Here is a 12962-nt window from a genome sequence, read left to right as displayed (position 1 = left end):
CATATTTAGCGCCATTTTTACGTTGTTATCTGAAAATAACCCTTTGCTGGCTATTCGTCTACATATTCCATTGCAACTCTAGAGGTTAACTTCGTCAGTAACTCATAGTTGATAATGCCTGTTTGTGTGGCAATTTCTTCAACCGGTAGTTGATTTCCCCACAAAATAACGTCATCCCCCACTTTATCATCGGCATTTAGTCCCAAATCCACCACTGTCATATCCATGGAAATTCGCCCAACAATAGGCACTTTTCGCCCATTAATTAACACCGGTGTGCCTGAAGGTACGTTACGTGGATAACCATCACCATAGCCGATTGCAACAACACCAAGCAGTGTGTCTTTGTCACTACACCATGTTTCACCATAACCTACACATTGTCCTGCCGCATGTTCCCTAACCGCAATTAATGTTGATTTTAGTGTCATCACAGGAAGCAAACCGAAGTCTTCTGCACTTTTCCCTTCTTGTGGCGAAGCGCCATACATCATGATCCCTGGACGAACCCAGTCATAGTGAGCTTCTGGCCAAAGTAAAATTCCTGCGGAGGCGGCAATGGATTTCTCACCCTCTTTACCGTCAATAAACTGTTTAAAGCAGGCAATTTGTTTTTCAGTTGTCGGTAAATGGGGGGCATCCGCTTGGCAAAAATGACTAACAATATTGATAGGGAGCTGAACTTGCTGGCAGCGTTGTAAACGTTGATAAAAGCCTTCGGCATCTTTAGGAAGTATGCCAAGGCGGTGCATACCTGTATCCAGTTTCATCCAAACTTTAAGAGGATAGGGTAATTTGGTAGCTTCTAGCATTTCAAGCTGTTCTATACAGTGGATCACGGTGTCAATCTGGTGTTCTGCCATTAACAACAAGTCAGATTGTTCAAAAAAACCCTCCAGTAAAACAATCGGTTTTATCACACCGTGCTGCCGTAATAGTAGCGCCTCATTGAGTCTTGCCACACCAAAGCCATCCACCAGCTCTTCTACTGCCTGACCAACCCCTACTAACCCATGACCATAAGCGTTTGCTTTGACAACTGCAATCATCTGGCTATTTGGTGCAATTTCTTTCACCCGTTGCAAGTTGTGTCGCAGAGCGCGGCGGTTTATCAATGCGGTTGCCGCTTTCATTGTTTCCTCGTTCTTTTTCTCTAAACCCGCTAAAAATTAAGCTGCCCTTTGGCAGCCCAATATATTCTCTATTTGTTATACGCTAAAAAATATCAATTTCCATTCGATCTTGTTTCTGTATAAAGAAAAAATTATTCAAACTAGTTTAACTTTAATACTCTAAATAGTTTGCATTGTCGCTAGGCGGCGATTGAGCTAATCCAAGAAGCATACATAAGTATATGATTCGCGTAGCCGAGTGCAGCCAACACCGTGACAGCGCAAAATATGACGAGTATTTATGATGAGGATTTAGTCCTCATCATTATAAGCTGGCCCTGCATAATTATCGAAGCGCGACCACTGCCCATTAAACGTCAACCGCACCGTACCAATCGGCCCATTACGCTGTTTACCGAGAATGATTTCCGCAACCCCTTTGAGCTCACTATTATCGTGATAAACCTCATCACGATAGATAAACATGATTAAGTCCGCATCCTGCTCGATAGACCCTGATTCACGTAAATCCGAGTTAACAGGGCGCTTATCGGCACGTTGCTCAAGACTACGGTTTAACTGCGACAGAGCCACCACAGGTACATTTAATTCTTTCGCTAGCGCCTTAAGTGAACGTGAAATTTCGGCAATTTCTAACGTACGGTTGTCAGAAAGAGCAGGAACTCGCATCAATTGGAGGTAGTCAATCATGATCAAACTTAAACCACCATGTTCACGATAAATACGCCTCGCACGTGAACGAACCTCTGTGGGAGTCAGGCCCGAAGAGTCATCGATGTACATATTGCGCTTTTCCATCAAAATACCCATCGTGCTTGAAATTCGCGCCCAATCCTCATCATCAAGTTGCCCAGTACGAATACGGGTTTGGTCAACACGGGATAATGATGCCAACATACGCATCATGATTTGGTTTCCTGGCATCTCTAAACTGAAGATTAAAACAGGTTTTTCTTCCGTCATCGCCGCGTTTTCGCACAAGTTCATTGCAAAAGTGGTTTTCCCCATCGATGGACGCGCGGCCACAATAATTAAATCAGAACCTTGTAAACCTGCGGTTTTTTTATCGAGGTCTTGGTAACCTGTTGAAACCCCAGTAACACCGTCGTGCGGTTGTTGGTAAAGTTGCTCAATTTTTTCAACAGTTTCAGACAAAATGGCTTCAATACCTTTTGGCCCTTCGTCTTTATTCGCTCTTGACTCAGCGATTTGGAATACTTTGGTTTCGGCTAAATCGAGGAGATCTTCACTGCTTCGCCCTTGTGGATCATAACCTGCATCTGCAATTTCATTAGCGACTGAAATCATATCGCGAACAATCGCACGTTCGCGGACGATGTCTGCATAAGCATTAATATTCGCCGCACTTGGCGTATTTTTAGATAGCTCAGCCAAATAAGCAAAACCACCGACGCTATCCAACTCACCCTGCTGTTCTAGTGATTCTGATAAGGTGATAAGGTCAATAGGTTTGCCTTGCTCAAGCAAAAATTGCATCTGTGAGAAAATGGTACGGTGGGGGCGGCTAAAGAAATCAGCGTGAGTCACACGTTCAGAAACGGTATCCCAACGCTCGTTATCTAACATTAACCCCCCTAAAACAGACTGCTCCGCTTCGAGAGAATGTGGTGGAAGTTTTAACCCTTCCATTTGGTGGTCTCGTGGGGCATCCGTTTTGAAATTTGATGAGGGTTTTTTAGCCATACATTAATATCCAAGTCTATAATTAACGATCTGCGCTTAGTATACGCCAATCTTATTTTTTTGTGGTTTTCTTTGCGTCTTTGCGCAAAGTAATCACAAGATAAAATACATCACTGAAAGCACAAACCTATAATTCTTCTGATTGAAACATGGCGTTATGATAAAACGATTGTTATTGTAATTAAAATGAATAGTCCTTATTGGAGATTGTCATGGCAAAACGTATTGAATTCGCGCAACATGGCGGCGCTGATGTACTTAACTTAGTAGATTATTCCCCAGCAAACCCAGCAGATAATGAAATTCAAATAGAAAACCGTGCTATCGGGATTAACTTTATCGACACCTATGTTCGCAGCGGTTTATACCCTGTTGCTAAGCTACCAAGTGGCCTTGGTACAGAAGCGGCAGGTGTTGTTGTGAAAACTGGTGCCCATGTCACAGGTTTCAAGCCCGGTGACCGTGTCGTTTATGCGCAAGGCCCTCTAGGTGCTTATAGCGAAGTCCATAATGTCCCTGAAAGTGCCGTGGCACACCTTCCTGATGGTATTACCTTTGAACAAGCCGCAGCCAGCTCATTAAAAGGCATGACGGTTTATTATTTATTCCATCAGACATATCAACTGAAACGTGACGAAGTCTTTCTGTTCCACGCCGCTGCAGGTGGCGTTGGGTTGATAGCTTGCCAATGGGCAAACGCGCTAGGCGCCAAGATGATAGGCACGGTGGGTTCTGCAGATAAAGCGTTAAGAGCCAAAGATGCCGGAGCATGGGAAGTCATCAATTACCAAACAGAAGACATTGCAGCTCGCGTGAAAGAAATCACTAATGGCGAGAAAGTGAATGTGGCGTATGACTCAGTGGGCCAATCCACATGGATTGCTTCTTTAGACTCGCTCAAGCGTCGCGGCTTAATGGTGAGTTTTGGTAACGCTTCTGGTCCTGTTACCGGTGTAAACTTAGGAATTTTAAACCAAAAAGGCGGATTATACGTCACTCGCCCATCACTTGGTGTCTATGTGACTAACCGTGCTGAGCTAGACCAAGCTAGTAATGCCTTATTTGATATGATTTTAAGCGGAAAAGTGAATGTAGATGTGCCGCAATCACAAATTTTTGCTTTAAAAGATGCACAAAAAGCTCACCTCACTATCGAATCAAGAAAAACCCAAGGTTCGAGTTTGCTTATTCCGTGATAAATAGCCCCCTTAATTAGCCAGTCATTTTTGCTAGTTAAGGGGCTTTATCTATTTTTAAGATTTAATTCTAGAGCTTAAACAGAGGAAGCTATGTGCCGATAAACATAGACGCCAGATATAAAAGAAATCATTACTGCTACTGACATAAAATAATAAATAACAGTTGTTGAATCGCCAAAAAAGTATATAACCATTCCAATAAAAGGGAGCACAGACTGATTAAGCAATACAATAATAGATGAGACTCCAGCAAAATAATTTGACGGAATACATTCTATACGTACCATTCGACAAATATTTCCTGTAAAGACTTTACCAATAATAGAAATTGCGTAGAAACAAACGAATATTATAAATGATGAAGGATATGATATTAAAAAAATCGAACTCCCCGTAATAATCAGAACCGCGCTAAGTAGAAGTTTTTTCCGCTGAATAAAGTGAGTTAATGAACTATAGAGATAGGTTCCAGTGACACCACAAAGGCCAGCCGCAACATCAATAAAACCGAAATACTTCGCAGGAAGCCCCATCTCTTTGTCAATCAATGCCGTACCACTCGATTCAATAATGCTATCAAACATATTATTACCAATGGCGAGTAATACGGTTAAAAACAATATTGGTATAGAAAAAATATAGATAAAATGGTGTTTGAACAGCCCATTTTCCTGACCTGAAACATTCTGATTATCTTCATGCTTCATATTGCTCAATTCTTTTTTCTTTAAAATAAAAAAAAGAGCATTAATAATATAAAGTAAAAGTGGAATGATAAGTACTGTACGAATCCCATAGTCGATAATTATCATGCCAATCAATGGACCTACTATCATTCCAGAAAAGTCCATTCTTGATATTAAATTAACATGATATTCCTTTTTGTAACTTATTAATGAGATAATTTTCTCATAAGAAATAATAGTTTGAGAGTTTCCTATTGATATTAGGCTACCCACAATACCAAATGCGACTGCAATTATTAGGTCTGAAGAAAAATCATTGAAAGCTAAAAATAGACATCCTATTGATTTGATAACATCAGATAAAATAGAAAGTGGGCGTACTCCAAGTCTATCAATGTATTTACCAATAAGTGGAATAATTAATATTCTTGGTAACCACCATAGAGCATAGGATAAACCTGAATATTCAATACTACCTGTTAACTGGTAAACTAGAACTGGCGTGAGAAAGACCATAAGGCCATCCGCAGTAAGTACGCAAAAAAGCATTAAAAAGAATAGGTTGCTCATAACTTATATTTTTATACCTTCTCCTTCAATAACACTTTAACATATCGACCTAACTTATCATCAAATACCACTACTGATTTAGGTGTGTTGTGCGTGGGTGCCTCTCTGACTATTTCCTTCTGCTTCTCAATCAGAAACTCATAGTATTTTTTATCTGCTTTGATATTATTTGTCTTATAACTCATATAATTTAGATTTTTTATTGGCCAGTCTATTACATCATGACCAGGAATATATTCTTTATCCTCACTGATATAAATAATCGGTCTATTAACAGTAACCACGCCAGCCATATTCATCAGGGCATGCGCTACACCACATGGAATAACTAATTCCACATTAGGCAAAGGAGTGAATGTTATTTCATCTTCAACGAAAATAGTATCCGAACCTTCCCTCATATCAACTAGCTTTAGTGTAATTTGATGTTCGGCTTTACCCAGAAAAGTTAAATGGTCTTCTTGGCCCAAATGTAATCCATAAGAATCAAAATCGTAATGTTCATAACCATGCTCTACAATATACATCGGTGACATTCTTGTCAGTGGGACAATTCCACTGTATTTCCCTGTTTTGACTGATGGAATTTCTTTAAATTCAACACCAATAATTATTGAATTAGGTAGAACCAAAACCTCATCATCATTAATTTTCTCTCTGATACGTACATTTATTTTGCTTCCATCATCTAAGTTAAGCTCTCGAGTTTCAGAATGTTGAAATTTGTGTTTCATTAAATTTTTATGCTGATATTCAGCAATACGATGATAAACAATATCAGCTGCTTCTTCTGTCATTGGAAAGTAGCCAGATACCTCTAAAGGATGAACATTTTCTGGTATATTTATAACATCATTGTCAGGAAACCAAGTAAGGTCAGGTCGCGATAATGTTTCAATATCAGGAAGAAAAAGTGCATAGGAATTAATTGTGAATATATTTTCCAGATTATGAAATGTATGAGCAATGCCAGGTGGAATTACAAGTGTTTTTGCCGAAGATGGAGTAATATTAAATTCCAATGACACTCTGAATGTGGGGGAATTTGCACGGCAATCGATGAATTTTGCAGTTATGATTTGCTCTGTATTTCCGATGAAAGTCAGCGTATCTTGCTGGCCTAAATGAATCCCATACTGACCGTATTTAAATTCATGCTCACCATGATAGATAATATTTATAGGGTAGGTAGTAACGAAAGGAATAACATATGAGTCTGACTTTCCATTATTAACTCTCCATCGTGAGATCCAATGTAACCCTGTAATAGTTATTTTTTGGTTGAGATCATTAATTTCATCCATATAAAACCTCATTTAAGGTGGCAGCCCTAACCTACAGGCCGCCAAGATAATTAAATATTGACCACTTCTATGTCATAACCTGCACTTTCTGCACTTTTTATTAGTTCGCTTAGGCTACTTGTATTAAGTTGATAATATTTATCATCTGCTGGTGCATTTTTGATTCCAGCCAGATAAGCAAGCTTATCTAAAGCAACAGTTGCCACAGATTTTGTCTGTAGGATCATGTCAGTAAAACTATTTCCTTCTGCATTTATTACTTCAACACTTTTTGGAGATTTGTATAGGCGGGCTATATTTTGAATTTCGCTCATATGAGCTCCTTACTTTAGATTAAAAAGTATATAGGTATGTTTATGTCATGAAGGTGAAATGAAACATTAAAAAAACATTTCATTAACACTTATAGCATCGACATTTTTATTCTGTCAATAACCAATTAGTTTTTTAATCCAAAAAACACCAAAATTTCGATATTAATATTCACATATATTTAATATGAAATTATATAATAAACATAGTAACAAATATCCATTCAAGAAATAGAACTTACCATTCACTAGATCTTTTATATTCAAGAAATGTCATTGCAGTCTGCGATTGACGATAATTGGCTTTTACATAATCGATTCTCTCGATGGAATTTTCGCCAAGGAAGCCCATCAAATAAAGAATGAAATGAGTAAAGAAAATAGAGAGGATCGCTGCATATGTCACCCCTTTTCAAAGACCTAAGCCAGCGAAAGCTGGCTTAGGTCTTGGCAACGTGCGAAATCAATAAGATATTAGTATTTCAATGAATTACATAACCGTATGCATTTAAACATTCCTATACTTGTTCAATTAAGATCGCACTCAAACTGAACAAATATTATACAATCCATAAAGTTACATAAAGTAACTGTAATTGAGCTAGAGTTTTGCCTTTACGAGTAATTTATACTCACTCACCACGCGTCACAAATTCGAGAGCTTGCTCAACAACAGCTAAGTCAGCCCCTTTTTTATGCGCATTTTCACTTAAATGACGACGCCACTGACGTGCGCCGGGGATACCTTGGAAAATCCCTAACATATGGCGGGTCATATGGCCTAAATAAGCGCCTTTCGATAACTCTTTTTCGATGTAAGGGTACATCGCTCTAACAGCGTCAACACCATTAGTGACAGGAAAGTGCTCACCAAACAATTGGTTATCAACCGCCGTTAAAATAGACGGGTTTTGATAGGCTTCGCGCCCCACCATGACGCCATCTAGGTGTTGAAGATGCTCTTTTGCGTCTTCCAGCGTTTTGACTCCACCATTAATCGCCATGGTCAAATGAGGAAAATCACGTTTTAATTGATAAACTCGCGGGTAATCAAGTGGTGGGATTTCGCGATTTTCTTTTGGGCTAAGGCCGGACAACCATGCTTTACGTGCATGGATAATAAACATTTCACAACCGCCTTTATCAGAAACGGTTTCAATAAAATCACATAAAAACGCGTAGCTGTCTTGCTCATCAATACCAATACGAGTTTTTACGGTTACAGGAATAGAAACCACGTCTTGCATGGCTTTCACACAATCAGCAACAAGCTGTGCATCTCCCATTAAACAAGCACCAAAACGCCCATTTTGTACGCGATCTGATGGGCAACCTACATTTAGGTTAATTTCATCATAACCACGCTCTTGTGCCAATTTGGCACATTGGGCTAATGCAGCAGGATCGCTACCACCAAGCTGTAATGCAACAGGATGCTCTTCCTCACTAAAGGCAAGATAGTCCCCTTTTCCGTAAATAACCGCCCCTGTTGTGACCATTTCGGTATACAGCAAGGTGTTTTTGCTTAATAAGCGATGAAAATAACGGCAATGCCGATCTGTCCAATCGAGCATCGGCGCAACGGAAAATCGGTTTAGGTTGGTGTAGCCTTGTTTTGAGGTATTTTGATGCATGGTGGTCTTGTGTATTGAAATCAAATGGATAGCCCCCAAAAGTAAGGAGCCAAGCAAAAACAGCAGGCTATTATAACATAGAGCGAATTAAGTGCGATGATGACGAAAATGAGCGGCTGAACTCAGTTAATTTAACGAAATAACCCCCGATATGAGCAATGTCGTATCGAGGATTTTTAAACCAATTATGTCATTTTAATACCCAGTTACGCACTATTTTTTCGCAGAAAGCAGTGCATAGCTAGTCATTAAGTTACGGTAATCAGGGATATGGTTTGAAAACAAAGTGCCTAACCCTTCCACATCATTACGCCAATCACGGTGTAATTCACAAGCGGCACCAAACCAGCTCATCAATTGAGCACCTGCTTTTGACATTCTATCCCACGCGGCATCACGTGTAATCGGGTTAAATGTACCTGAGGCATCAGTGATCACAAAAACTTCATAGCCTTCTTCCAGTGCAGATAGTGCAGGAAATGCCACGCATACTTCTGTCACAACACCGGCAATAATCAGCTGTTTTTTACCTGTGGCTTTGACAGCTTTAACGAACTCTTCGTTATCCCACGCGTTGATTTGACCAGGGCGAGCAATGAAAGGGGCATCAGGAAATGTTTCTTTTAATTCAGGTACTAACGGGCCATTAGGACCATTTTCAAAAGATGTAGTCAAAATAGTTGGTAAGTTAAAATATTTTGCCAAATCGGCCAGTGCTAACACGCTGTTCTTGAATTTATCTGGGTCTTGGTCACGAACTAGCGATAACAAACCCGTTTGATGGTCAACAAGTAATACAACTGCATTATCTTTATCTAGGCGGTTATATTTGAAACTCATATCAACGACTCCTCAATGATTAGAAAAGTACTCTATGTGGGTTCAGATAAAACAAAAGTGGTATTTAATCTGCTTATCGCGCCTAAAATACCACTTTTTATCAAAAATATTTCAACAAGATGAATTCATACAATTCGTTATTTAGTTTCTGCGCTCATTGTGACAAAATTCCCCATACGAGCACTGGTAATTGTATAGCTATCTGCGCCCGCTGCTTTAGCTTTAGCTGCAATTTTCGCTTCTGTTGAAGCTAGCGTATCACCTGTTGCGGTGATTATTGCTGCTGATGCACCAAATGCGACGAAAGATAATACAGAAGCTGCCATCAAAGTTTTTAACATGTTCATAGTCTAATTCCTTCATTTTTTATTCGATGAGACAACCCTTGTTGTCTGCGATGAAGGCATCATATCGACAATGTTATTTAGGTTAAAGCTAATAATATAGCTCAATTTATTCAAATTAACTGAACAATGTACTTTATCTGAAACTCACCATGGAATAAAACCGAAAGATATAATCAAGCAGCCTTGTGGTATGCTTTCCCAAAGTTGGTTTACTTCTCGCGCAACCTTTAATAGGAACTGTATATGCCACTCAATAACCGAACACTCCCTACATTTAGGTACCACCCGAACCCTATTGAAACAGAAGCTTTTCTGACGGATAAAACAGTAACCTGTGATTGTTGTAAGCAACCTACTGATATTTATTATGAAAGCCCGTTTTATTCTACTGAGGATATTGATGCTTTGTGTCCTTGGTGTATTGCTGATGGTTCTGCCAGTGCAAAATTTGATGGTGAGTTTCAAGACCCTGCCAGTGTTGAAGGTATTGATTGCGAATATGACGAAGACGGCGAGTTTTCACATACTCTAAACCCCTACCCTACTGAAATGTTTGATGAACTAATTAAACGAACACCGGGCTATCAAGGGTGGCAACAAGAAATTTGGCTCGCACACTGCCAAGAGCCTTGTGAATTCATAGGCTATGTTTACTGGGATGACATCAAAGATAGACTCGATGAATTTGTTTCCCTTGAAAATGATATCGCTGATTATGGTTTTTCAATTTCAGAGCTCGCGAATATTCTCCATCAAGATAGCTCTGCTCAAGGTTATTTATTCCGTTGTTTACATTGCAAAAAACTACGTTTGCATTTTGATTTTAGCTAATTTATATCAACTAAATCGCGTGAAGAGGCTTATCTTCACGCTCTCATCTTCAACTATTCATCAGTTCAATAATTTGCTCCGCTAATTCTGGCGTTGCGGCTGATAGCAAGCTTCCCGCAAACATGGCTTGCTTACGCTGTCCATTTAATGCACAAACTTCCCCGCCCGCCTCTCGGATACACGGAATAAGTGCCGCACTATCCCAAGGTTTCATAATGGTATCAATCGCACCATGAATGCGACCGCTGGCAACCATGGCATGCTGATAAGCGTCATTAGCAAAAATGAAATCCCTTGCTTGGCCCACAACCGCATCCAAATGATAAATTTGCGACCCTTCTCGGGAATTATAATTACTATTATGAATGCCTGATGCGCTTACCACTGCTTCTGATAATGATTTAGGCGATTGGCTTTCGAGTTTAAGCTGTCTTGGAGCCTGACTAGCTGTTTGCACCCTGCACCCTTCCCCTTGTGAGGCAAAGTAGAGTGTGGATATCGCGGGAAAACTAATCACACTAAGTAATGGTTCCCCATTTTCCACATAAGCAATTAACGTACTAAATAACGGCACTCCATAAATAAATGCACGCGTACCATCAATCGGGTCAATTACCCAACCAGAACTGAATTGCTGCTCACCGACAAAGCCAAACTCCTCACCTAAAACAGCGATATTCGGTGTTTTTTGTGCAAAGAATGCCCTAATTTCTTCTTCAACTCGGGTATCCGTTTCCGTAACTACGGAACGATCGGGTTTATAATCAAACTTTCCCGCCCCTTCAAAAGCGTCTACTGTCATGGTTTTGACTAATTTAGCGGCTTCGAGTGCAATATTTAACATGACCAAGCTCCTCATTGAAAAAGAAAATGAGTATAACGGATAGGTTATGGAATAAAGGCGCTAAAATGCCTTATCGACCAGAGATAAAGCACCAATACAACCTAAATTTGTTTAAGAGAAACTTCACCAAATGTCATAAATACCAAAGTGTTCCCCGCAATTCCACGGTACACCCCTTGCTGATTATTGAGTTCGCAAGCCAATGCCGTTAATTGCCATGCGTCATACTCTTCGATTTGACTAATGCGGGCGGTTAATAATGCGTTGTCTTTCCGCTCGCCATAAGCTTTCACCGCGATTGCATCTTGTGTTAAAGCGCTGTCGATAGAACTGTTTGCCCAGCTCCACATCCAACTGCCTTGGCTTTGGTCATAAGTACCAACAATTTGAACGGGCGCTGTTGCCATTATATTGTCAGGCGCATGAAAAATAATGGTTCCTTCGTCTTGGTTCACTGACCAATCAGCTTCATCTAATTTCCATGTATCACAATGAAATTGGTTTTTGGCCTGTAACGCATTCATGCTACGTTCAATTAATGCCTCATAAGGCATTTGTTCTATTTCATTATCCATTTATTACCCAATATTTTTTAATGCGTTGATAATCAACTGCCAAAATTTATGATGGTCTAATTTAACAGCAACTTGAGTATGGCAATTTTCAGGCGCAGGATGGCGGAAGTCAGCCACCGTCATGCCTAACGTGTGCGTCCCAGTCAGTTCAATATTTACAGGCACTTTTTGTGTGGTCATTACGTTAGGGTCAATAACATAAGCAACCGCACAAGGGTCGTGTACTGGCGGAGCATCAAAGCCTTGAGCTTGCTTGTACATTTTCCCAAAAAAATCCAGTAGTTCGACGACAAATTGTGAACAATCACTGCCAATCGCAGCAATTTGTTTCACTACATCAGGAGTTGCTAGCGCTTGATGGGTAAGGTCTAAGCCCACCATGGTTAACGGCCATTTTTCATTGAAAACAATATGAGCCGCTTCTGGGTCAATTTTGATGTTAAATTCAGCTACCGCACTCCAATTCCCAACATGATAGCCCCCTCCCATCAGCACCACTTCTTTAACTCGTTCGACAATGCGAGGCTCAAGACGAGCAGCAAGCGCAATATTCGTTAATGCGCCAGTAGGAACTAAAGTTACCGTTTTAGGCGGGTGAGACATAATGGTTTCGATAATCAGTGAAACTGCATGTCTTTCATCAAGCTTCAATGTTGGTGTCGGTAATACAGGCCCATCAAGCCCTGATTCCCCATGAATATCAGGCGCAACTTCAATTTCCCGAACTAAAGGGCGTACCGAGCCTGCGGCAAATGGAATACCGCTAATCTTCGCCATTTCAGCGATAGCTAGTGCATTATGAGTGACTTTTTCGAGGGTTTGATTACCAGCAACGGTTGTTACCGCCAATAATTCAATGTCAGGGTTACCATAAGCCAGTAATAAAGCGATAGCGTCGTCATGGCCGGGGTCACAATCGAGGATTATTTTTTTGCTCATACCTTACCTTATTAAAATTGGAGTCAGAAATGGCACTGACCCCAA

At 40.2% G+C, this 12962-nt stretch carries 13 protein-coding genes; 2 read left to right on the top strand and 11 right to left on the bottom strand.

Annotated features, from left to right (window positions below):
* Nucleotides 1-50: 50 nt before the first annotated feature.
* On the bottom strand, nucleotides 51-1133 hold the full coding sequence (gene alr / locus PSF31_RS09400) for an alanine racemase (RefSeq protein ID WP_004260901.1): 1083 nt from the start codon (nucleotides 1131-1133) through the stop codon (nucleotides 51-53).
* Between the two features lie 291 nt (nucleotides 1134-1424).
* Nucleotides 1425-2837: a replicative DNA helicase gene (gene dnaB, locus PSF31_RS09395; protein ID WP_004260904.1), complete on the bottom strand. Its 1413-nt coding sequence runs from the start codon at nucleotides 2835-2837 to the stop codon at nucleotides 1425-1427.
* 212 nt (nucleotides 2838-3049) lie between these two features.
* Here dnaB and PSF31_RS09390 point away from each other — a divergent pair, with 212 nt between their 5' ends.
* Nucleotides 3050-4033: a quinone oxidoreductase gene (locus PSF31_RS09390; RefSeq protein ID WP_096864665.1), complete on the top strand. Its 984-nt coding sequence runs from the start codon at nucleotides 3050-3052 to the stop codon at nucleotides 4031-4033.
* 77 nt (nucleotides 4034-4110) lie between these two features.
* Here PSF31_RS09390 and PSF31_RS09385 read toward each other — a convergent pair whose 3' ends face one another.
* The 6 genes from PSF31_RS09385 to PSF31_RS09360 form a co-directional block, all read right to left on the bottom strand.
* Nucleotides 4111-5292, bottom strand: coding sequence for an MFS transporter (locus PSF31_RS09385; RefSeq protein WP_036958321.1), 1182 nt, complete (start codon nucleotides 5290-5292; stop codon nucleotides 4111-4113).
* Nucleotides 5293-5303: 11 nt separating this feature from the next.
* Nucleotides 5304-6596: a dTDP-4-dehydrorhamnose 3,5-epimerase family protein gene (locus PSF31_RS09380; protein WP_232062761.1), complete on the bottom strand. Its 1293-nt coding sequence runs from the start codon at nucleotides 6594-6596 to the stop codon at nucleotides 5304-5306.
* A 50-nt stretch (nucleotides 6597-6646) separates the two neighbouring features.
* Entirely contained in the window at nucleotides 6647-6910 is a 264-nt protein-coding gene (locus tag PSF31_RS09375) for a hypothetical protein (protein ID WP_004260915.1), read from the bottom strand.
* Nucleotides 6911-7539: 629 nt separating this feature from the next.
* Nucleotides 7540-8541: a tRNA dihydrouridine(20/20a) synthase DusA gene (gene dusA, locus PSF31_RS09370; RefSeq protein WP_164561232.1), complete on the bottom strand. Its 1002-nt coding sequence runs from the start codon at nucleotides 8539-8541 to the stop codon at nucleotides 7540-7542.
* A gap of 213 nt (nucleotides 8542-8754) precedes the next feature.
* Nucleotides 8755-9381, bottom strand: a complete 627-nt coding sequence (gene ycaC, locus PSF31_RS09365; protein WP_096864605.1) for an isochorismate family cysteine hydrolase YcaC — start codon at nucleotides 9379-9381, stop codon at nucleotides 8755-8757.
* Between the two features lie 137 nt (nucleotides 9382-9518).
* Nucleotides 9519-9728 carry a YdgH/BhsA/McbA-like domain containing protein gene (locus PSF31_RS09360; protein WP_096864604.1) on the bottom strand — a complete coding sequence of 70 codons (210 nt, stop codon included), beginning with the start codon at nucleotides 9726-9728 and terminating at the stop codon, nucleotides 9519-9521.
* A gap of 243 nt (nucleotides 9729-9971) precedes the next feature.
* Here PSF31_RS09360 and cbrC point away from each other — a divergent pair, with 243 nt between their 5' ends.
* Nucleotides 9972-10559, top strand: a complete 588-nt coding sequence (cbrC, locus tag PSF31_RS09355; protein ID WP_096864603.1) for a PF03691 family colicin E2 tolerance protein CbrC — start codon at nucleotides 9972-9974, stop codon at nucleotides 10557-10559.
* Nucleotides 10560-10608: 49 nt separating this feature from the next.
* Here cbrC and PSF31_RS09350 read toward each other — a convergent pair whose 3' ends face one another.
* The 3 genes from PSF31_RS09350 to uriH all read right to left on the bottom strand — a co-directional run bounded on the left by PSF31_RS09350 (nucleotide 10609) and on the right by uriH (nucleotide 12917).
* Nucleotides 10609-11403, bottom strand: a complete 795-nt coding sequence (locus PSF31_RS09350) for an inositol monophosphatase family protein (RefSeq protein WP_096864602.1) — start codon at nucleotides 11401-11403, stop codon at nucleotides 10609-10611.
* A 101-nt stretch (nucleotides 11404-11504) separates the two neighbouring features.
* Entirely contained in the window at nucleotides 11505-11978 is a 474-nt protein-coding gene (locus PSF31_RS09345; protein WP_096864601.1) for a DUF6882 domain-containing protein, read from the bottom strand.
* A 3-nt stretch (nucleotides 11979-11981) separates the two neighbouring features.
* Nucleotides 11982-12917 carry a uridine-preferring nucleoside hydrolase UriH gene (gene uriH / locus PSF31_RS09340; RefSeq protein WP_096864600.1) on the bottom strand — a complete coding sequence of 312 codons (936 nt, stop codon included), beginning with the start codon at nucleotides 12915-12917 and terminating at the stop codon, nucleotides 11982-11984.
* Nucleotides 12918-12962: the final 45 nt, after the last annotated feature.

The organism is Providencia sp. PROV156 (assembly GCF_028480905.1).
In the GTDB taxonomy this organism is placed as follows: Bacteria; Pseudomonadota; Gammaproteobacteria; order Enterobacterales; family Enterobacteriaceae; genus Providencia; species Providencia hangzhouensis.
This window is presented reverse-complemented; position numbering and strand designations above follow the sequence as displayed.

Excerpts from the sequence above, each read along its gene's own strand:
- alr (WP_004260901.1), bottom strand. The coding sequence starts at position 1,133 with ATGAAAGCGGCAACCGCATTGATAAACCGCCGCGCTCTGCGACACAAC.
- dnaB (WP_004260904.1), bottom strand. The coding sequence starts at position 2,837 with ATGGCTAAAAAACCCTCATCAAATTTCAAAACGGATGCCCCACGAGAC.
- PSF31_RS09390 (WP_096864665.1), top strand. The coding sequence starts at position 3,050 with ATGGCAAAACGTATTGAATTCGCGCAACATGGCGGCGCTGATGTACTT.
- PSF31_RS09385 (WP_036958321.1), bottom strand. The coding sequence starts at position 5,292 with ATGAGCAACCTATTCTTTTTAATGCTTTTTTGCGTACTTACTGCGGAT.
- PSF31_RS09380 (WP_232062761.1), bottom strand. The coding sequence starts at position 6,596 with ATGGATGAAATTAATGATCTCAACCAAAAAATAACTATTACAGGGTTA.
- PSF31_RS09375 (WP_004260915.1), bottom strand. The coding sequence starts at position 6,910 with ATGAGCGAAATTCAAAATATAGCCCGCCTATACAAATCTCCAAAAAGT.
- dusA (WP_164561232.1), bottom strand. The coding sequence starts at position 8,541 with ATGCATCAAAATACCTCAAAACAAGGCTACACCAACCTAAACCGATTT.
- ycaC (WP_096864605.1), bottom strand. The coding sequence starts at position 9,381 with ATGAGTTTCAAATATAACCGCCTAGATAAAGATAATGCAGTTGTATTA.
- PSF31_RS09360 (WP_096864604.1), bottom strand. The coding sequence starts at position 9,728 with ATGAACATGTTAAAAACTTTGATGGCAGCTTCTGTATTATCTTTCGTC.
- cbrC (WP_096864603.1), top strand. The coding sequence starts at position 9,972 with ATGCCACTCAATAACCGAACACTCCCTACATTTAGGTACCACCCGAAC.
- PSF31_RS09350 (WP_096864602.1), bottom strand. The coding sequence starts at position 11,403 with ATGTTAAATATTGCACTCGAAGCCGCTAAATTAGTCAAAACCATGACA.
- PSF31_RS09345 (WP_096864601.1), bottom strand. The coding sequence starts at position 11,978 with ATGGATAATGAAATAGAACAAATGCCTTATGAGGCATTAATTGAACGT.
- uriH (WP_096864600.1), bottom strand. The coding sequence starts at position 12,917 with ATGAGCAAAAAAATAATCCTCGATTGTGACCCCGGCCATGACGACGCT.